This window comes from Nitrospira sp., assembly GCA_030653545.1.
GTDB lineage: Bacteria > Nitrospirota > Nitrospiria > Nitrospirales > Nitrospiraceae > Nitrospira_D.
Genome location: JAURZE010000038.1, coordinates 241,933 through 259,175, shown reverse-complemented (window position 1 = coordinate 259,175; position 17,243 = coordinate 241,933). Strand labels below are relative to the sequence as shown.

The 17,243-nt window shown below is 58.2% G+C and carries 18 protein-coding genes; 8 read left to right on the top strand and 10 right to left on the bottom strand.

Annotated elements, in window-relative coordinates; translation table 11 throughout:
* Positions 1-100: 100 nt before the first annotated feature.
* The 5 genes from Q7U39_19380 to Q7U39_19360 form a co-directional block, all read right to left on the bottom strand.
* Positions 101-1,033: a restriction endonuclease gene (locus Q7U39_19380; GenBank protein MDO9120122.1), complete on the bottom strand. Its 933-nt coding sequence runs from the start codon at positions 1,031-1,033 to the stop codon at positions 101-103.
* A 79-nt stretch (positions 1,034-1,112) separates the two neighbouring features.
* On the bottom strand, positions 1,113-1,322 hold the full coding sequence (locus tag Q7U39_19375) for a hypothetical protein (GenBank protein ID MDO9120121.1): 210 nt from the start codon (positions 1,320-1,322) through the stop codon (positions 1,113-1,115).
* Positions 1,323-1,366: 44 nt separating this feature from the next.
* Positions 1,367-1,711, bottom strand: coding sequence for a DUF2442 domain-containing protein (locus Q7U39_19370; protein ID MDO9120120.1), 345 nt, complete (start codon positions 1,709-1,711; stop codon positions 1,367-1,369).
* Positions 1,692-1,928, bottom strand: coding sequence for a DUF4160 domain-containing protein (locus Q7U39_19365; GenBank protein ID MDO9120119.1), 237 nt, complete (start codon positions 1,926-1,928; stop codon positions 1,692-1,694). The genes Q7U39_19370 and Q7U39_19365 overlap by 20 nt, the downstream gene beginning before the upstream one ends.
* Positions 1,929-2,020: 92 nt before the next feature.
* Complete coding sequence (locus tag Q7U39_19360; protein ID MDO9120118.1) at positions 2,021-4,282, bottom strand: hypothetical protein; 2,262 nt, start codon at positions 4,280-4,282, stop codon at positions 2,021-2,023.
* Positions 4,283-4,500: 218 nt separating this feature from the next.
* On the opposite strand from Q7U39_19360, the gene Q7U39_19355 reads away from it, so the two are divergent.
* A complete protein-coding gene (locus Q7U39_19355) occupies positions 4,501-6,252 on the top strand; it encodes a hypothetical protein (protein MDO9120117.1) in 1,752 nt (583 codons plus the stop codon).
* Positions 6,253-6,282: 30 nt separating this feature from the next.
* Here the strand turns inward: Q7U39_19355 and Q7U39_19350 are convergent, their stop codons facing one another.
* The 5 genes from Q7U39_19350 to Q7U39_19330 all read right to left on the bottom strand — a co-directional run bounded on the left by Q7U39_19350 (position 6,283) and on the right by Q7U39_19330 (position 10,312).
* Complete coding sequence (locus Q7U39_19350) at positions 6,283-6,558, bottom strand: helix-turn-helix domain-containing protein (protein MDO9120116.1); 276 nt, start codon at positions 6,556-6,558, stop codon at positions 6,283-6,285.
* A complete protein-coding gene (locus Q7U39_19345; GenBank protein ID MDO9120115.1) occupies positions 6,524-6,865 on the bottom strand; it encodes a hypothetical protein in 342 nt (113 codons plus the stop codon). The genes Q7U39_19350 and Q7U39_19345 overlap by 35 nt, the downstream gene beginning before the upstream one ends.
* Before the next feature lie 179 nt (positions 6,866-7,044).
* Positions 7,045-8,685: a chaperonin GroEL gene (gene groL, locus Q7U39_19340; GenBank protein ID MDO9120114.1), complete on the bottom strand. Its 1,641-nt coding sequence runs from the start codon at positions 8,683-8,685 to the stop codon at positions 7,045-7,047.
* Positions 8,686-8,725: 40 nt separating this feature from the next.
* The gene (locus Q7U39_19335) at positions 8,726-9,025 is read right to left on the bottom strand and encodes a co-chaperone GroES (GenBank protein ID MDO9120113.1); all 300 of its coding nucleotides are present in this window, start codon (positions 9,023-9,025) and stop codon (positions 8,726-8,728) included.
* A gap of 282 nt (positions 9,026-9,307) precedes the next feature.
* Entirely contained in the window at positions 9,308-10,312 is a 1,005-nt protein-coding gene (locus Q7U39_19330) for an RNA polymerase factor sigma-32 (GenBank protein ID MDO9120112.1), read from the bottom strand.
* Positions 10,313-10,434: 122 nt separating this feature from the next.
* Between Q7U39_19330 and Q7U39_19325 the strand changes: the two genes are divergently transcribed.
* From Q7U39_19325 to Q7U39_19295, 7 genes are all read left to right on the top strand, one after another.
* The gene (locus tag Q7U39_19325; protein ID MDO9120111.1) at positions 10,435-11,640 is read left to right on the top strand and encodes an MFS transporter; all 1,206 of its coding nucleotides are present in this window, start codon (positions 10,435-10,437) and stop codon (positions 11,638-11,640) included.
* Between the two features lie 102 nt (positions 11,641-11,742).
* Positions 11,743-12,951: a bifunctional 3,4-dihydroxy-2-butanone-4-phosphate synthase/GTP cyclohydrolase II gene (locus Q7U39_19320; protein ID MDO9120110.1), complete on the top strand. Its 1,209-nt coding sequence runs from the start codon at positions 11,743-11,745 to the stop codon at positions 12,949-12,951.
* Between the two features lie 153 nt (positions 12,952-13,104).
* Complete coding sequence (ribH, locus tag Q7U39_19315; protein ID MDO9120109.1) at positions 13,105-13,635, top strand: 6,7-dimethyl-8-ribityllumazine synthase; 531 nt, start codon at positions 13,105-13,107, stop codon at positions 13,633-13,635.
* A 2-nt stretch (positions 13,636-13,637) separates the two neighbouring features.
* Positions 13,638-14,087, top strand: a complete 450-nt coding sequence (nusB, locus tag Q7U39_19310; protein ID MDO9120108.1) for a transcription antitermination factor NusB — start codon at positions 13,638-13,640, stop codon at positions 14,085-14,087.
* 147 nt (positions 14,088-14,234) lie between these two features.
* Positions 14,235-15,575 (top strand): adenylosuccinate lyase, encoded by a 1,341-nt coding sequence (gene purB / locus Q7U39_19305; protein MDO9120107.1) that lies wholly within the window; start codon positions 14,235-14,237, stop codon positions 15,573-15,575.
* Complete coding sequence (locus Q7U39_19300; GenBank protein ID MDO9120106.1) at positions 15,572-16,357, top strand: chlorite dismutase family protein; 786 nt, start codon at positions 15,572-15,574, stop codon at positions 16,355-16,357. Before purB ends, Q7U39_19300 begins: the two co-directional genes overlap by 4 nt.
* 23 nt (positions 16,358-16,380) lie before the next feature.
* Positions 16,381-17,085 carry a phosphoribosylaminoimidazolesuccinocarboxamide synthase gene (locus Q7U39_19295; protein MDO9120105.1) on the top strand — a complete coding sequence of 235 codons (705 nt, stop codon included), beginning with the start codon at positions 16,381-16,383 and terminating at the stop codon, positions 17,083-17,085.
* Positions 17,086-17,243 lie beyond the last annotated feature (158 nt).

Here is a 17,243-nt window from a genome sequence, read left to right as displayed (position 1 = left end):
GCTACCTGGGCCTTAAATATGGCTCCGTGATTCCGTCTCGTGCGCTTCATTGCCTCGCTCCTCTGGTTCGCCACCACCTGGTGGCTTTGGTGAAGCCAGGCTACCACTTACCACACTGTCCGAATTCCCGGAGCCCCCTCTTTGAGCGGATTTGCTTTTGTAGGTTAGAAACGACGGGTGAAAGATCAGCTTCTACTATTAGAGAATCAGACACATCCCGTGATTGTTTCTTTAGACGCTGTATTTTGTTTTGAGTCGCAGCTCTATTTCTTGGGGGTGAAAAGAATGCCTGCTTAGCCGGTGACCATTTTGTGAAATAGTCTTCAAGTGTTCTGGCATCCCGTGATCCGCAAAGGAATAACTTACCTTCCGTCTTTTGTAGTGGGAAAGATAGGACATCGATGAGCCCACCACTCGTGGTGAGTTGCATGTCGACATATATTGAGTCGAGATCCAGGTCTCGAGTTAGCCCGAAAGCTAAAGAAGATTCTTTAATCGACCCAACAGACCGTTCGAGGTTGAGCGAATACCGAGTGTCTCGGCTAATGTGGGAAAGCACAGCAGGCAAGTTAGCTTGTACCTCTTCGAGGAGCTTCATGCCATCTATAATTCGAAGACCTCTCTTCTCAAGGCTTCTGAGTTTTGCCAATGCAGAATCGAGCACGTGCATATTCAAAGGATAAGGCGTGATGAAAAGGCATTTGTCCGGAACTCGCTGAGAATGGGTCACAGGATCTACGACAGGCTCCTCAAGGGCTTGTTCGAGCTGTCCTAATAAGAATGAGATGCCCTTAGTCGATGCCGCTTTGCGAGATGCTTGTACCTTCTTAATCTGAATTGAGTAAAGATCAATTCGTCCGAATTCGTCTGACTTAGTTGCGATTAGATCTTTGCCTTTTTCATTCGGGCCTGAGTGATCATGTACATTGCGAAACCCTTTCTTTCTCAAAAGGGGTTCAATCACAAGTGACTGAAGGTTCTTTTCGCTCATTGCGCATAAGTCTTTCAATGCACCTGGGATTTTGTCGCTCATAGAGAATCAACCTTGTAATGAGAAAATTAGGGTCAAAAATGAGGGCCAAGTCTTGTAGGCACATATTGAAAGAAATGACTCATACTTTCCCAAACGTCTTCTCGAAAAACTCTTTGGTCAGCTTCATGTGCTGCTCAATATCCGTCTGGAGATGTCTTGCTCCCGCCTGCCAGTCGTCCGTTGTGTAGCCGACGCGGCGGGCTAGGAAGATGAATTCTTCTGAGTCGGGCGGGGGAAGCACCAAGTCCTTCGCGTTGCCACGGACAATGCGGAGGCCGTCGACAACCATGCGGATGAAGAGTTGACTGTCCTCACCGCTCTCCGTGGCATTCGTTAGCGGCGTGTGACGCCTCTACGAGGGGTAGTTCGTCTGGTTCGGGTGCCTTGGCGAGCAGCAAGCCACTTCTGAAAGGAGGCCTGGCTTTCGCCTGATGGCTTGCCAGCCAAGAGTCCATCGATGCCGATGTCCTCGTCGAGCAGATCCCAATGGATGCCGCGTCCCCGACCGATCAATCGCCAGCGTTTTCGTTCCGCTTGCGTCGCATGGACTAAGCGAGGGAACCAATCAAGGGGAACGGATAGGCTCCGCCCATCGCTCAGTTCGACGGTCAACGTGTCGTTTGTCAGAATGACCGATTCTGCTGTGGGAACGGCGGTGTCAATCGCCAAAGTATTCATACCAGGCCTCCAGAAGTCGATCCTGATTGAGCTGAACAAGCTGCCGAATCCGATTCAGTTCAGCACGAGGAAACCCACCGCTTTCTTGCAGCCTGACGGGTGCAAGCCAAAACTTAGCGATCTTGTCTTCGCGCTCAATATGCACATGCCGAGGTTCATCACGATCGCCAGCATAAAAGAAAAAGCGATACGGACCTGATCTCAGTACAGTGGGCATACTCCGCAATCCGCGCCTATACTAGCACGCTCTTAGCCCGGTGAAGATCGTAAAGTATACCTGTGTTACAAGTAGTAGCCAAAGCGCTGAATTCACAACTTTCCAAACGTCCGCTCGAAAAACTCTTTCGTCAGCTTCATATGCTGCTCAATATCTGTCTGGAGATGTCTTGCTCCCGCCTGCCAGTCGTCCGTCGTGTAGCCGACGCGGCGGGCTAGGAAGATGAATTCTTCTGAGTCGGGTGGGGGGAGCACCAAGTCCTTTGCATTGCCACGGACCATGCGGAGGCCGTCGATGAGCATGCGGATAAAGAGATAGGCTTTGCGTAATTGCTCGCCGTCCTGCCTGGTGACTAACCCACATTCCACCAATCCCGCTAAGGCCTGCATCGTGTTGGGTGTCCGCAAGATCCGCTGCTTATGCCCGTGCATCACTTGCAGATATTGCACGGCGTATTCGATATCGACGAGGCCGCCGGCGCTGTGTTTCACGTTCACTGTGCCCGGCTCGACGAGCTGCTTCAATTGCGCCCGGCGCAGATCCAGCGCCGTGGGGAGATCCCAGGGCTCGCCGCCGTAGACGTAGTGATCCCGATGGGCTTCGACCTGTTTGCCGAGGGCGGCGTCGCCGGCGACGGTGCGCAGCTTGATCATGGACTGGCGTTCGAACGGCGCGGCTAATCCTGTCGGGCTGTAGTAGCTGATGATTTCTTCGAGCGGGTTGGTCAGGGAGCCTTTGCCGCCGTGGGGCCGCAGGCGGATGTCGAGGTGGAAGATGCCTTCCACTTTGGCCTCGATCCACTGCAAGAGTTCCTGCGCGAGCCGTTCGAAGTATTCGCTGTTTTCGATGGCCTGCTTACCGCTGGTGCGGCCGGCGCCGCCGTAGACGAAGAGGACTTCGATGTCGGAGGCGTAGCCCAGTTCGCGGCCGCCGAATTTCCCCTGGCCCAGGATGGTAAAGGGGCAGGGTTTCTTGTTCGCCAGTTTCGGCGCACCGTACTGTTTCTCCAGCTTGGCCTGGCAATCGCGCAGGCTGCGGCTGACGATGACTTCGGCCAGTTCGGTCAGGGCCAGGGAGAAGTCGGCCAGGCCGGAGGATTCGACCATGTGTTTCATGTCGATCCGGAACAGTTCCTGATCCTTGAACCGGTTCAAGGCTTCCTTGCGGGCCTCGTCGGTCTTGGCCTTCTCCACGAGCTTGTCGAGTTCCTTCCGCAGCGCGGCTTGCGGCTTGATGAGCGGGGCGTCGCGGTAATGTTGCAGTAGCGGCAGGAGATTGCCGTGCTGGCGGCGGAGGAAGTCTTCCCACAAAAAGTCGCTGGTGCCGAGTAGGCGGGCGAGGAGGGGGAAGGTCTTCTTATCGCCGAGGAAGGCGAGGGCCTGCTGCTGGGCCTTGCCTTTGGTGTCTTGCACGGTGAGGTCGAGGAATTGATCGAAGGCTTCGAGGGCTTTGGCCGGGTCCGGCGCCCAGGTGAGGGCGTGGGTGAATTGCTTGATGAGGACGGCGGTCAGGCGCAAGTGTTGTTGATCGGCCGGGTCGGTCAGCTTCTGCCCGTGGCGATTGCGGACGTAAAAGCGATCGTGCAGCTTGCCGTCTTCGATCGCGAACTGCGCTTTGTCGATATAGATGTTGCGCATGGCGAGCGCGTTGGCGAAGGCGTAGAGAAACGCGGGCGTGTCGTCGGATTGAATGTCCATCACCGTGTCGGTGGGGGACTGGCTGTTATCGAACGTAATGTGCACGGTGTGGAGTAGACCGGCGAACGTACTACGCCGCTTGCCGAGCTGCTCGACCAGCTGGCGATTCACGACCTGGCGTGCTTCGTCGAATTCGCCGGCATCGAGTCGCTTCAGGAGGGCGGCCAGTTCGCCGATGAGGCGCTGGTGATCTTCCGGCCCGAAGGGAATGCCGCGTCCCGGCTGTACGCGAAACACATCCACGATCTTTTTCCGGCTCAAGCCCGGTCGTCCTTTGGGGCGGATGCGCGGGCCGCTCGCATAACTGCTGCGGGTCGTGGCTGGGGCCGCACCCTCGGCAAAGGTGTAGATCTGGCCTTCTTCAATGTTCAGCCCGAAGGCGGAGAGCAGGCCGCAGATATTGGCAAAGGCGGAAAAGTAATCGTAGGCCACGAGCGTCAGATCGAAATGCTGATCCGTCCGCTCTGCAATGGTGACTTCGCAGGGATAATCGGGGGTCAGTTGCGCGGCGAGACGGACGTGCCCGGCGATGATGGCCGGTTCGAATCGGCGGAAGTATTCCCGATCCATGCGGCTCAGAAAATCCTGAAGGATATCAGGCTCGACGTCGGAGCAGAGGGCACTCACCGCTTGTTTGAGCTGTTCATCGAGGGGCATGGCAATCGAATCCTCATTAGCTGTCAGTCGCCGCAGTATACCGGAACGCTTTCATTGTGTGGAGGTGCCTGGGACAGTATAATGCCGCGCCATGAATGCCAGGATGTTGAAAATGCCGCTCTTCCCACCCGCCCTGCCCCGGCGCGCCGAGGCGCGCCCGTCACCGAGCGTCGTTCTCGCTTCGTTCGGAACAGTCGCAGTGCCTGTAGGGGATTTGCTTGGGTACTAAGAAAAAGCCACATCGACGGTTGTCGCCAGGGACGACTCCTCCCAAGTCTGATCGAGGAGACGTTCTGTCAATTTCCGGTAAGCCCGATCCTCGTCCAGTGCTGCTGGCGACGGAGCGGGACTCCAAGCAAATCGAGGCTATTCTGTCCGCCTATCACCTGCACGATATCGAGCAGGCCGACCGGAATCTTCAGGCGATGGCGGGCGAGCCCCACCATCGGCGCCAGCTGGCCGAGATCCTTCCGATCCTGCTGGATTCCATTTCGAGAACCGCCGACCCTGACCAGGCCTTGAACCATTGGGAACGGTTGTTCGGCGAAGTCACCCGCTCCTCTTTTCTCGACTATCTGCGCAGTTCGCCACGCATGCTCGATCTGCTCTGCACGATTTTCGGCAACAGCGATGCGCTGGCGTTTACCGTCATTCGCGACCCCATGCTGGTCTATTGGCTGTCGGAAGAGGCGGTGTTGTCGAAGCCGCCTGCCCGGAAGGAGCTGGAAGCGGCGTTGCATAAGAGCCTGGCGCATCTGACGGTGAAGGAGATGAAGCTGGAGGCGCTGCGCCGGTTCCGCCGGCGGGAGATGCTGCGTATCGGCGTGCGCGATCTGCTGCGGCTGTCGCCCGTGCCGGAGACGACGGCCTTGCTCTCGGATCTGGCGAGTCTGTTGATCCATGCGGCCTACGAGATCGTCGATGCCGACCTGCGGCAGCAGTACGGCGTGCCGATGCACAAGACGAAGCAGGGGCGGTGGGTGGAGACGGGGTTTGCCGTCATGGGCATGGGAAAGCTCGGCGGCCATGAGCTGAACTACAGCTCGGATGTCGATTTGATCTATGTCTACGCGTCCCATGACGGGGAGACGAAGGCCCCGCGCGGCAGGCAGGCGGTGAAGCCCGGCGCCGTCGGTATCTCCAGTGAGGAATATTTCGAGATCCTCTCGCGCGAACTGACGAAGGCCCTGGTCGAGCAAACGCGTGAAGGCTACGTCTTTCGCGTGGACTTGCGCCTGCGTGCCGAAGGATCGGTGGGACAATTGGCCCGGTCGCTCGATGACTACAAGAAGTATTACTCTACCAGGGGTGTGGTGTGGGAACGGCTGGCGCTGCTGAAGGCCTGGCCGGTGGCTGGCTCTATGGACGTCGGGCTGGCATTTTTGAAAATGGTGAAGCCGTTTATTTTTGGACTGCCTAAAGAGAAGATCGATCTCCCCGGCGCGTTGGCCATTGTGCAGGATGTGCGGGGTGTGAAGGATATGATCGATGTGAAGATGGTCGATCGCGGCCACGAACGGCGCAACGTAAAGCTTGGCATCGGCGGGATCAGGGAGATCGAGTTTTTTGTGCAGACGGTGCAGGTGATCGCGGGGAAGAAAGTGACGGGGTTGTTGGACCGGAGCACGCTCGGCGCGCTGAACCGGTTCGTCCGTTACAAGCTCATCTCGCCCCGGGAGCGGGATGACCTGGCCGCCGCCTATGTCTTTCTCCGCGATGTGGAGCACAAACTGCAAATGGTCCAGGATTTCCAGACCCATGCGTTGCCCGATTCAGCCGAAGAGCTCGAACGCTGTGCCATCCGCGGGGGCTATGACACGGACGACCGCGCCAAAGGCGTCGCCCAATTCAATGCCGACCACAAACGCCACACGGGACTCGTCAATCAATTCTTCCGCGCCTTCTACTACGACTCCAAGACCTCGCCTGTCCTCAAGGCGACGATGCGACTGGTCACAGCCTCCCAATAGTCCCTGAGCTGAAAACACGCCGGACGTGATTCAGACTGCATCGAGCAGCGCTTTGGGATTCTTATGCGCAATGGCCAGGAGTGTGCGAGCTGGCCCGGATGGAACCCGTCGCCCCTGTTCCCATTCTTGTAGCGTGCGGACGGACACGCCGAGCAATCGTGCAAATTCGACTTGCGACAAGCCTACGCGTGCCCGCGTTTCTTCAACCGGGGGGTAGGTGAGGATGCGCCCTGTGGCTCCCTGCTTCAGTTCTCGGAGTCCACGGAGAATTTCATTCCCGATGTTTCGAGGGGTTGCCTTTTTCATTGTCGATCTCCTGTTTGATCTGTCGGAGCACGTGAACTGGAATATTCTCCGCCACGTTCTTCGGGTAGAGGGTCAAGAGCCATATCTCGTCTTGCGTGATCCGCACATAATAAATGATCCTGAGTCCGCCTCGTTTTCCACGCCCTGCGACTCCCCACCGGATCTTACGAAGGCCGCCTGACCCAGGGATAAGTGGGCCTGCTTCTGGATCTGATGCGAGCGCGGCTTGTAACTGCCGATAGGAATCATCGGAAAGATAGGTTACGACCAGTTTCGAGAACAGCTTGGTCTCGATGAATGTGATCATTGGAGCGCACTATACGTCAGAGACGTAGTTTCTTGCAAGGTGCATGGTTTCCTTCCGGAAGCGAATGGGATCTGGATGGGGAGTATGGAGCGGGCGGCGGGTGTCCACAAACACGAAGGCCCCGGCGGTTTCCCGCCGGGGCCTTCTGTTGCTGCACGCGGGGCGTGATCAGCTAGATCTTAGTACATCCCTTCCATGCCGTGGTTGTGGCCGCCGTGGCCACCGCCTGCAGCTTCCTTCTTCTCTTCAGGGATGTCGGTGATCATGACTTCGGTGGTGAGCATCAAGCCCGCCACGGAGGCCGCGTTCTGCAATGCGCAGCGCGACACCTTGGTCGGATCGATGATGCCGGCCTTGATCATGTCCACGTACTCTTCCGTCGCTGCGTTGTAGCCTGAGCTGGGGTTCTTGTCGTTGCGCACTTTCTCGACGATGACCGAACCTTCCATTCCGGCATTGAACGCAATCTGACGGATCGGCTCTTCGAGGGCGCGGCGGATGATGTTCACACCCACCTGCTGCTCGGGGATCAACTTGAGCGAGCCCAGCGCGTCGATGCAACGGAGATAGGCCGTTCCACCGCCGGGCACGATGCCTTCTTCGACGGCTGCCTTGGTCGCGTGGAGGGCGTCCTCGACGCGGGCTTTCTTTTCCTTCATTTCGGTCTCGGTCGCGGCGCCGACGTTGATGACGGCCACGCCGCCGACGATCTTGGCAAGGCGCTCCTGGAGCTTCTCGCGATCGTAGTCGGAGGTCGTCTCTTCGATCTGGGCCTTGATCTGCTTCACGCGGCCTTCGATCTTCTTCGGATCGCCGTAGCCTTCCACGATCGTGGTGTTATCCTTGTCGATCGTGACGCGCTTGGCGCGGCCGAGGTCGGTGAGCTTCACGTTTTCCAGCTTGAGGCCGATGTCTTCCGAGATCACCTGGCCGCCGGTCAGAATTGCAATGTCCTCCAGCATGGCCTTGCGGCGATCGCCGAAGCCCGGGGCCTTGATGGCCGCCACGTTGAGGGTGCCGCGGAGCTTGTTGACCACGAGGGTCGCAAGCGCTTCGCCTTCGACTTCTTCCGCGATGATCACGAGCGGCTTGCCCATCTTGGCAACCTGCTCGAGGACCGGGAGGAGGTCCTTCATGCTGCTGACTTTCTTTTCATTGATGAGGATGAGCGGCTCTTCGACGGAGCATTCCATCCGCTCGGCGTTGGTCACGAAGTAGGGGGAGATGTAGCCGCGATCGAACTGCATGCCTTCGACGACGTCCAACGAGGTGGTCATCGACTTGGCTTCTTCGACCGTGATCACGCCATCCTTGCCGACTTTCTCCATCGCTTCCGCGATGAGGTCGCCGATGGTCTTGTCGTTGTTGGCCGAGATCGTGCCCACCTGGGAAATCTCGGTCTTGTTCTGGCAGGGCTTGCTGAGCTTCTTCAGCTCGCCGATCACCACTTCCACGGCCTTGTTGATGCCGCGCTGAATTTCCATCGGGTTCGCGCCGGCGGTGATGTTCTTCACGCCTTCACGATAGATGGCCTGGGCCAACACGGTGGCCGTGGTGGTGCCGTCGCCGGCGGTGTCGCTGGTCTTGCTCGCGACTTCGCGCACGAGCTGGGCGCCCATGTTTTCGTAGGGGTTCTTGAGTTCGATTTCCTTGGCGACGGTGACGCCGTCCATGGTAATGGTCGGGGCGCCGAACTTCTTGTCGAGAATCGCGTTCCGGCCCTTGGGGCCGAGGGTCGCCTTGACGGCGTCCGCGAGCTGGTTAACGCCTTTCAGAATACATGCGCGAGCTTGCTCGCTATACAACAGTTGCTTAGCCATGAGGTTCCTCCGTTATGTCAATCGTCGTCGTGGTTGTCGATTAGCTGGTGAAGATGCCGAGGATGTCTTCTTCCTTGAGGATCAGGCACTCTTCGTCCTCGATGCGGAGCTTGCTGCCTGAGTACTTGTCGAAGAGGACCTGGTCGCCCACCTTCACGTTCTCGACCTTCTTGCCGATGGCCTGAACGATACCCCGCTGCGGCTTTTCCTTGGCAGAATCCGGCACATAGATACCGCCGGCGGTCCGCTCCAGTTCCTCGGTGTAGGTCACGAACACTCGGTCGCCCAAAGGTTGAAATCCCTTGGCGAGGTTCTTTTTCTCTTTCGCTGCTGAGCTCATAACAAACCCTCCTCCTGCGATGAATAAACTGTGGTGAACATTACAACGATTTGATGCAGAGCCACATTCGTCGGCTGGACTCTCACGCTCCTCAAAAAGACAGAGCGACTGCCACCGTGCAGTACGAGAGATAGCCTGGGGCTGGTCCAAGTCAAGGGGGCGGGAAAAGAAATTCTTTTACAATCCCAGCGGCTGGACTGACGAAATCATAACCCATTGAGATTCATGAATTCTAGTGGGAAAATGCGAGGATACGAGAGGATACTAATTGGTGTTGTCCGGCTAGATCTTCAGGCGGTCGAAGTCCTTGACGTCTTTCTTGATGTATTCGCGCAATCGCTTGATGATACGGGCCTCCAGCTGTCTGGTGCGTTCCTTTGTTACGCCGTATTTCTCTCCTAGATCATCGAGTGTGAGCGGTGTTTCCGATAGGAGCCGGTTCCGCAGAATGTCTTCTTCCCGTTCGTCCAGCGTCTTGGCGAATTCGGCCAGCTTCTTCCTGAACAACGTGCGGAGTTCATTGTCGGCAATGACGTCGTCAACGCCGGATTGCTGGGAGGGGAGGACATCGAGCAGGGTGCCGTCCTGCTCTTCCCCGATCGGCTGATCTAGAGACAACTCCCAATTCCCTAGCCGCTGGTCCATCTCAATGACATCGCGCTCGCGGACGTTGAGCCGGTCGGCTAGGAGTTTGGTGTCGGGGGCGAAGCCTTCCCGGGCAAGCTTGGCCTTCTCCTTTTTGAGATTATAGAAGAGCTTCCGCTGATCCTGGGTGGTGCCGATTTTGACGAGCCTGAAAGTGTTTAACAGGTAGCGGAGAATGTAGGCCCGGGACCACCAGGCGGCATAGGCATAGAAGCGCACGTTTTTCGTCGGGTCGAATTTCTTGATCGCCTGCATCAGGCCGACATTGCCTTCCTGAATCAGGTCCATATGGTCGGCGCCGGTATGGAGATACTCAGAGGCGATGGCGACCGACACGCGCAGGTTGGCCATGATGAGTTTCACGGCGGCCTCGCGGCTGCCTTGCGCGTGGTATTCATGGAACAAGAGCAATTCTTCTTCTTTGGAGAGATAGGGATAGCGTCGGATTTCAGCAAGATATTGCTGGAGGCCGGTGACGGGGGCGACGGCCTGTGCATCGGCCGGCATGCGTCCGTCAGCCTGCGGGACATCCAATACGACGGGAGCCGCTTCAGCCTCGATCACCTCGTCGTCGGACGGATCGAGAATTTCCGGTTCCAGCGCGCTCTCGGACTCGTCATCTGTTGGGTTGCGACCACTCATGGGACGCTGACTATAACAGAACCACAGGACCGGACAAAGGCGGTGGGGATGTGACGCGCACAAGCGGTTGCGCCGGAGAAAGGGGCTCCCCTATAGTAATCCGTTCAACCGGAGGACTGTGCGTGGCAGATATCTGGCGGATGGTGCGCGGCGGTCATTGGCCCACGTTGCTGGGGGCTTGGCTGCATCTCACCGTGAGTTTCATGGTCTGGCTGCTGATCGGGGCGCTGAGTCTGCCGATGGCTCGGGCGCTCGGACTCACCGGGACCGATCTGTCGATGCTGGTGGCGTTGCCGCTGCTGGGCGGGGCTTTGTTGCGCGTCCTGGGAGGGTGGAGCTGCGATTGGTTTGGGGCGAAGAATACGGCTGTCGCTATCCTGATCGGAGAGCTGGCGGTTTTGCTCTGGGGCTGGCTGGCGGATCCGGCGTCGATCGGATTGTGGGGCCTGGCTTTGTGTTTGGGGTTGGGCGGGGCGAGTTTTGCCGTGGCCTTGCCGTTGGCCGGACAAGCCTATCCGCCCACATCGCAGGGGCTTGTGCTGGGGCTCGCCGCTTCGGGGAATATCGGTACGGTGCTCATTTTGTTTCTCGCGCCTCGATGGGCGGAGTCGCTGGGTTGGCAGCAAGTCTTCGGCGTCATGGCCGCTGTCGTCGCGGTGACCTGTGTGCTGTTCATCCTGCTCGTGCGAGAGAGCCGGCAGGGCGACCGGCACCGGCGCGATGTCGAGTGGTGGCATCATGCGGCCACGCTGTTGCGCCAACGGTCGGCGTACTGGCTCTGTTTTCTCTATGCGATCACGTTCGGTGGGTTTGTCGGACTCTGCAGTGTGCTCCCGATGCTGCTGTATGAAACCTATGGCTTCGATGCGGTGGCTGCCGGGTCGGTCGCGGCGCTCTGCGGATTCGTCGGAAGCGTGATTCGCCCCTTCGGAGGTTATGCCGCAGACCGGCGCGGCGGCATGCGGGTGTTGTATCTTGTGCTGCCGCTTATCGTCGGATCGATTGTAGCGGTGACCAGTCCTTCCCAGGCGATGGGCATTGCGATGATTGTGTTGGCGAGCGGGGCGATGGGAGTGGGCAACGGGGTCGTGTTTCAAATGGTGGCGGAAGAGTTTCCCCAACAGATCGGGATGGCCTCAGGTCTCATCGGCGCCGTCGGGAGTATCGGCGGCTTTGCTTTTCCGATAGTGCTCTCCGGTTTGAAGCTGGTAACCGGGAGTTACGACGCAGGACTATGGTTTTTTGCCGGGCTTGGCCTCTGTGCTTGGGGGATGGTGTTTCTCCGGCTACGGGGCGGTACGGTAGCGGATGGGGAGGGGGCTCCGTAGGGTTGTTTTTCCCGTTGACAGGCGGGGTCAAAACAGGGTTATCTGTGGGCCTCCTGTACGGGCAATTTTCAACCTAAAATTAATCAGTTAACTTTTCCGACCATGCCTAATCCATTCAATACGATTCAAGACGCGATCAAAGACATTCGCAAGGGTAAGTGCATCATTCTGGTCGATGACGAAGACCGCGAGAATGAAGGCGACCTGGTCATTGCCGCAGACAAAGTAACGCCCCAGGCCATCAATTTCATGGCCAAGCATGCGCGGGGCCTCATCTGCCTGGCGTTGACTCCGGAACGTTGCGAAGAATTGCAGCTTCCGCCGCAGGCCATTGAGAATACGGCGACCTTCGGCACGGCGTTCACCGTCTCCGTGGATGCTCGCAAAGGCATTACCACCGGGATTTCCGCGGCTGATCGATCGACTACGATTCAGGTGGCGCTCGATCCGAAATCCAAGCCGGCCGATCTGGCCAGGCCCGGACATATTTTTCCGCTCAAGGCGCAAAAAGGCGGGGTGCTGAAACGGGCGGGGCAGACGGAAGGCTCGGTCGATCTCGCGCGTCTAGCAGGGCTGCAGCCGGCGGGCGTCATCTGCGAAATTATGAATGAAGACGGCACCATGGCCCGTGTGCCGGAGCTGGCCAAATTTGCCAAGCGGCACAAGCTCAAAATGGTGACGATCAAGGCCTTGATCGAATACCGCATGCAGCGCGAGACGTTTGTGAAGCGAGCAGCGACGGCCCGCATGCCGACGATCTTCGGCGACTTCGAAGCCGTCGCGTTTGAAAACGAAGTCGACAATGTGACGCATATTGCGCTGGTGAAGGGCAAAGTGAACGGGGGGGCCCCGACCCTTGTCCGCGTGCATTCCGGCTGTCTCACCGCCGATGCCCTGGGATCGCTCCGGTGCGATTGCCGGGATCAGCTCCATCGCGCGATGCAGATCATCGAAGCCGAGGGCCGCGGGGTGTTGCTCTACCTGAATCAAGAGGGCCGGGGCATCGGCTTGTTGAATAAGCTTAAGGCCTACGGGTTTCAGGACGAAGGCAGCGATACGGTCGAGGCGAATTTCAGGCTGGGCTTTAAGGCCGACCTACGCGATTATGGCGTCGGCGCGCAGATTCTCGTCAATCTCGGCCTGCATCAGATCAAGCTGATCACCAACAACCCGCGCAAGATCGTCGGGATCGAAGGTTATGGATTGAAAGTCGTGGAGCGGGTCTCGATCGAAATCGCCCCCCGCGAGGCGAATGTGCGGTATCTCCGCACGAAGAAAAACAAGATGGGACATCTTTTAAAGAAGGTGTGACGGCTGCTGAAAATGGCCCCCAGCGGCGTTCTCGGTTTGAAAAGATCCTCAACGTACCCCGGAGAGTACGCCTCCGGTCTTTTCTCTCCTACGGCCTTGCTGGACGACCATTTTGAGCAGCCTGATAGTAATTGAACGTATGAAGAGAAGGTCATGAAGCTGCGTAAAGGTTCGCATGATGCGACGGGGATGCGGTTCGGTGTGGTCGTCGCGAAGTTCAATAAGTTTGTGACGAGTAAGTTGCTCTCGTCCTGTCTCGACGGTTTGACGAAGCACGGCGTGAAGGAGTCGGACATCGACGTGGCCCGAGTGCCGGGCGCGTTCGAGATTCCGCTCGTGGCGAAGACGCTGGCCAAGTCCGGGCGATTCGACGCGGTGATTTGTCTCGGCGCGGTGATTCGCGGCGACACGCCGCATTTCGACTATATCTGTCATGAAGCCAGCCGGGGGATCGGGCAGGCATCGCTGGAGACCGGTGTGCCGATCATCTTCGGCGTCCTGACGACCGAGACGGTGGCGCAGGCGATCGAACGCGCCGATACGGCGAAGTTCAACCGGGGCGGCGAGGCGGCGAAGTCGGCGATTGAAATGGCCAGTGTGATGAAGCAACTGAACGTCTTGGCGCCGGCGTCTACGGCCGCCGCGCCCCGTCCCAAGCGGACCGTACGAAAGAAAAGCACCTAGTTATGGGATCACGCCACGAAGCGCGCGAACGGGCGCTCCAGATTTTGTTTCAGTACGACATTCACGGCAAGCCGGGCCTGTGGCTCGACGAGTTCTGGAAGCCGCTCACCGCGGACGAAGAGACCAAAGCGTTTGCCGAACGACTGGTGGCAGGCGTGCTGGAGAAGAAAAAAGATCTCGATGCTCTGCTGACGAAGTATGCGACGAATTGGAAAGTGAGCCGCATGCCCATCGTGGACCGGAACATCCTGCGCGCGGGTCTCTATGAATTGATGTGGATGGATGACGTGCCGGCGAACGTGACGATGGATGAGGCGATCGAGCTGGCCAAGAGTTTCGGCGACGAGGAAGCGTCGAAGTTTGTGAACGGTGTACTGGATAAGGTGCTGGCGACGGAGGTGCGGCTGGCTGAAAAGCGGGCGACTCCCGAGCGGGCGATATGGAAGCGCTAGCTATTCGTATGATGCGGCTGGTCAAAAAGGCCTTCGGCGAGGCCGCAGGGAGTGCGGGTTCCGAGGCGTACCTGGAAGGTACGTTGAGGGAGACACACGACCGAGAACAAAGGCGGGGGCCTTTTTCAGCAGCCGGCAGGAGGCGTCGTGATTGAACGGTATACCAGACCCAGGATGAAAGCCATCTGGGAGCTCAAGCATAAGTATGAAATCTGGTTGGAAGTGGAGCTGCAGGCCTGCGCCGCGTTTGAGAAGGCCGGGCAGGCGCCGCGCGGCACGTCCGCGAAGATCCGCAAGAAGGCGAAGATCAATGTCGCCCGGATCGCCCAGATCGAGAAAGTCACGAAGCACGACATCATCGCCTTTCTCGAATCCCTGACGGACACGGTCGGGCCGGAACACCGGTTTCTGCACATGGGCCTCACGTCGTCGGACATCGTCGACACGTCGCTTGCCGTGCAGATGACTGAAGCGCTCGACATGATTCTTGAGGGTCTCGATGGATTGATCGACATCCTCAAGCGCCAGGCGATGCGCCACAAAATGACGGTGATGGTCGGCCGCTCGCACGGCATTCACGGCGAGCCGATCTCGTTCGGGTTCAAACTCGCCATCTGGTACGAGGAAATGTGCCGGCATCGGGTGCGCCTCCAGGCGGTACGCCAGGAAATTGCCGTCGGCAAGCTGTCCGGGGCGATGGGTACCTTCGCGCATCAGGGGCCCGAGGTCGAAGAGTTTGTCTGCGCCAGGATGGGTCTGCGGCCGGATCCGGTGTCGAATCAGGTGGTGCAGCGCGACCGTCATGCCTCCTATGCCACGGCGCTGGCGCTGCTGGCGGCCAGCATCGAAAAAATCGCCACGGAAATTCGCCACCTGCAGCGGACTGAAGTGCTTGAAGCGGAAGAGTTCTTTTCCGAGGGACAAAAGGGCTCCTCGGCGATGCCGCACAAGCGCAATCCGATCGTTTCGGAGAATCTCTGCGGGCTCGCCCGGATCGTGCGGGCGAATAGTCTGGCGGCGATGGAGAATGTGGCGCTCTGGCATGAGCGGGACATCAGCCATTCGTCGGTGGAGCGGGTCATCATGCCCGACAGCACGATCCTCATGGATTACATGCTGTCGAAGGTGACGGATCTCATCAAGGATCTCATGGTCTATCCCGCCAACATGCAGCGGAATCTCGATTTGACCGGCGGGTTGGTCTATTCGCAGCGGCTCTTGCTCACGCTCGTTGAAAAAGGCGCGCAGCGCAAGGAGTCGTACGAAGCGGTGCAGCGGAATGCCATGGCCTCCTGGAAAGGGGCCGGCGGGCTGCAGGAACTGGTCGGGAAGGATCCCTTCATCTCGCAGCACTTGAAGAAGAGCGAGATTGCCGCCTGTTTCAATCCGAAATACTATCTGCGCCATCTCGATCAGATCTATCGCCGGGTGTTCGGTCGCAAGGCGGGATCTACGGCAGGAAAGCAAAGCGGAAGGAGACGTCGATGATGAATCGCCTGTGTGGAATCGGATTGGCCTGTGTGATGTTTCTGCTCGGTTGCGTGACCGCCGCTTCGGCGTCCGACCGTGACAAGTTGCTGAGCGAACCCGGGGTGTATGGCACCTTTGCCGCGTTTCGCATCGAGACCGATTGGGGGAAGCTGGATCAGGCCACACGGATCGCCAACCTCACGTCCTTCAAAGGGGTCGTGGAGCAGCATCGGGAGAAATTGGCGATCGATACCTATTTGATGCGCGGCCTGTCGGACCATGCCGACTTTATGTTGCGGGTGCACGCCACGGATTTAAAGGATGCCCAGCAGTTTCTGGTGGACCTGCAGAACAGCGCCTTTGGCCGGTATCTCTCAAGCGTGGTGTTGCTCAATGGCCTCACGAAGAAGCCTAACTATGTGCCGGGATTTCCTGAACAGTTGAAATCGGATCTCAAGGGCTCAAGCGAATCGGGGCCCTATGTCATGGTACTGCCGATCCGCAAAGACACGGAGTGGTGGTCGCTGCCTCAAGAGAAGCGTGCTGCGATGATGCAGGAACATACCGAAGCGGCGCTGCCCTATCAGAAGACGGTGAAGCGGAAGCTCTATCATTCCACCGGCCTTGATGATTTCGATTTCATCACCTATTTTGAGACGGCCAAGCCGGATGAGTTTCATGCCCTGATCCTGGCGTTGAATAGAGTGAAGGAAGCCAAGCACAACCGGCGCATGGGCAATCCGACGCTGGTGGGCACGGTGCGGTCGTTGGATCAGTTGATCGAAGTGTTGGCGCAATAGCGCCTGGCGAGCGAGGGAATCTTATGACGACAGGAACGCTGCTCTACGAAGGCAAAGCCAAAAAGATTTTCACCGCCGAGCGGGCCGACGAAGTCGTCCATTACTTCAAGGATGACGCGACGGCGTTCAACGCGCAGAAGCGCGGTACGATCGTCGACAAGGGCATCATCAATAATAAGGTGTCGGAGCGGTTGTTTACGCTGCTCGAGGCGGAAGGCATCCGCACCCACTTTGTGAAGCGGCTCAGCGATCGGGAAATGCTCACGAAGAAGGTGACGATTGTCCCGGTGGAAGTGGTGGTGCGGAATGTCATCGCCGGGAGTCTGGCTAAGCGCCTGGGGCTGAAGGAAGGGGATCCGATTCAGCCGGCCATCGTAGAGTTCTATTATAAGGACGATGCCCTCGGCGATCCGCTGGTGAACGACGATCATTTGCGGCTGATGAATATCGCGACGCCGGCTTTGCTGAAGGATCTGCGGGACTTGGGCCACAAGATCAACGCGGTGCTGAAGCCGTTCTTCGCCGAACGGAAGATGCAGCTCGTGGACTTCAAGCTGGAGTTCGGCGTGTTTCATAACAAGCTGGTCCTGGCCGATGAGATTTCTCCCGATACCTGTCGTTTCTGGGATATGACGACCGGCGATTCGATGGACAAGGACCGGTTCCGGAAAGACATGGGCAAGATTGAAGAGGCGTATCAGGAAGTGTTGAAGAGAGTATGCGGGTAAGATGGGGTTGCTGCGCTTCTTGCTCGCGCCCCGCGCATTCGGGACTCAATTGGAATTGAGATTGCGGACAATGCTCGGTGCATGCGCGCAGGGAAGCGCAGCAACCTCATCTCACCCGCGAAGGGTAAGGGGAGAGAGAAGGGGAGAAGAGTAGTGAG

Excerpts from the sequence above, each read along its gene's own strand:
- Q7U39_19320 (MDO9120110.1), top strand. The coding sequence starts at position 11,743 with ATGCCTAATCCATTCAATACGATTCAAGACGCGATCAAAGACATTCGC.
- Q7U39_19295 (MDO9120105.1), top strand. The coding sequence starts at position 16,381 with ATGACGACAGGAACGCTGCTCTACGAAGGCAAAGCCAAAAAGATTTTC.
- Q7U39_19345 (MDO9120115.1), bottom strand. The coding sequence starts at position 6,865 with ATGATCACATTCATCGAGACCAAGCTGTTCTCGAAACTGGTCGTAACC.
- ribH (MDO9120109.1), top strand. The coding sequence starts at position 13,105 with ATGAAGCTGCGTAAAGGTTCGCATGATGCGACGGGGATGCGGTTCGGT.
- groL (MDO9120114.1), bottom strand. The coding sequence starts at position 8,685 with ATGGCTAAGCAACTGTTGTATAGCGAGCAAGCTCGCGCATGTATTCTG.
- nusB (MDO9120108.1), top strand. The coding sequence starts at position 13,638 with ATGGGATCACGCCACGAAGCGCGCGAACGGGCGCTCCAGATTTTGTTT.
- Q7U39_19360 (MDO9120118.1), bottom strand. The coding sequence starts at position 4,282 with ATGCCCCTCGATGAACAGCTCAAACAAGCGGTGAGTGCCCTCTGCTCC.
- Q7U39_19370 (MDO9120120.1), bottom strand. The coding sequence starts at position 1,711 with ATGAATACTTTGGCGATTGACACCGCCGTTCCCACAGCAGAATCGGTC.
- Q7U39_19365 (MDO9120119.1), bottom strand. The coding sequence starts at position 1,928 with ATGCCCACTGTACTGAGATCAGGTCCGTATCGCTTTTTCTTTTATGCT.
- Q7U39_19335 (MDO9120113.1), bottom strand. The coding sequence starts at position 9,025 with ATGAGCTCAGCAGCGAAAGAGAAAAAGAACCTCGCCAAGGGATTTCAA.
- Q7U39_19350 (MDO9120116.1), bottom strand. The coding sequence starts at position 6,558 with ATGAAAAAGGCAACCCCTCGAAACATCGGGAATGAAATTCTCCGTGGA.
- Q7U39_19375 (MDO9120121.1), bottom strand. The coding sequence starts at position 1,322 with ATGGTTGTCGACGGCCTCCGCATTGTCCGTGGCAACGCGAAGGACTTG.
- Q7U39_19330 (MDO9120112.1), bottom strand. The coding sequence starts at position 10,312 with ATGAGTGGTCGCAACCCAACAGATGACGAGTCCGAGAGCGCGCTGGAA.
- Q7U39_19380 (MDO9120122.1), bottom strand. The coding sequence starts at position 1,033 with ATGAGCGACAAAATCCCAGGTGCATTGAAAGACTTATGCGCAATGAGC.
- Q7U39_19300 (MDO9120106.1), top strand. The coding sequence starts at position 15,572 with ATGATGAATCGCCTGTGTGGAATCGGATTGGCCTGTGTGATGTTTCTG.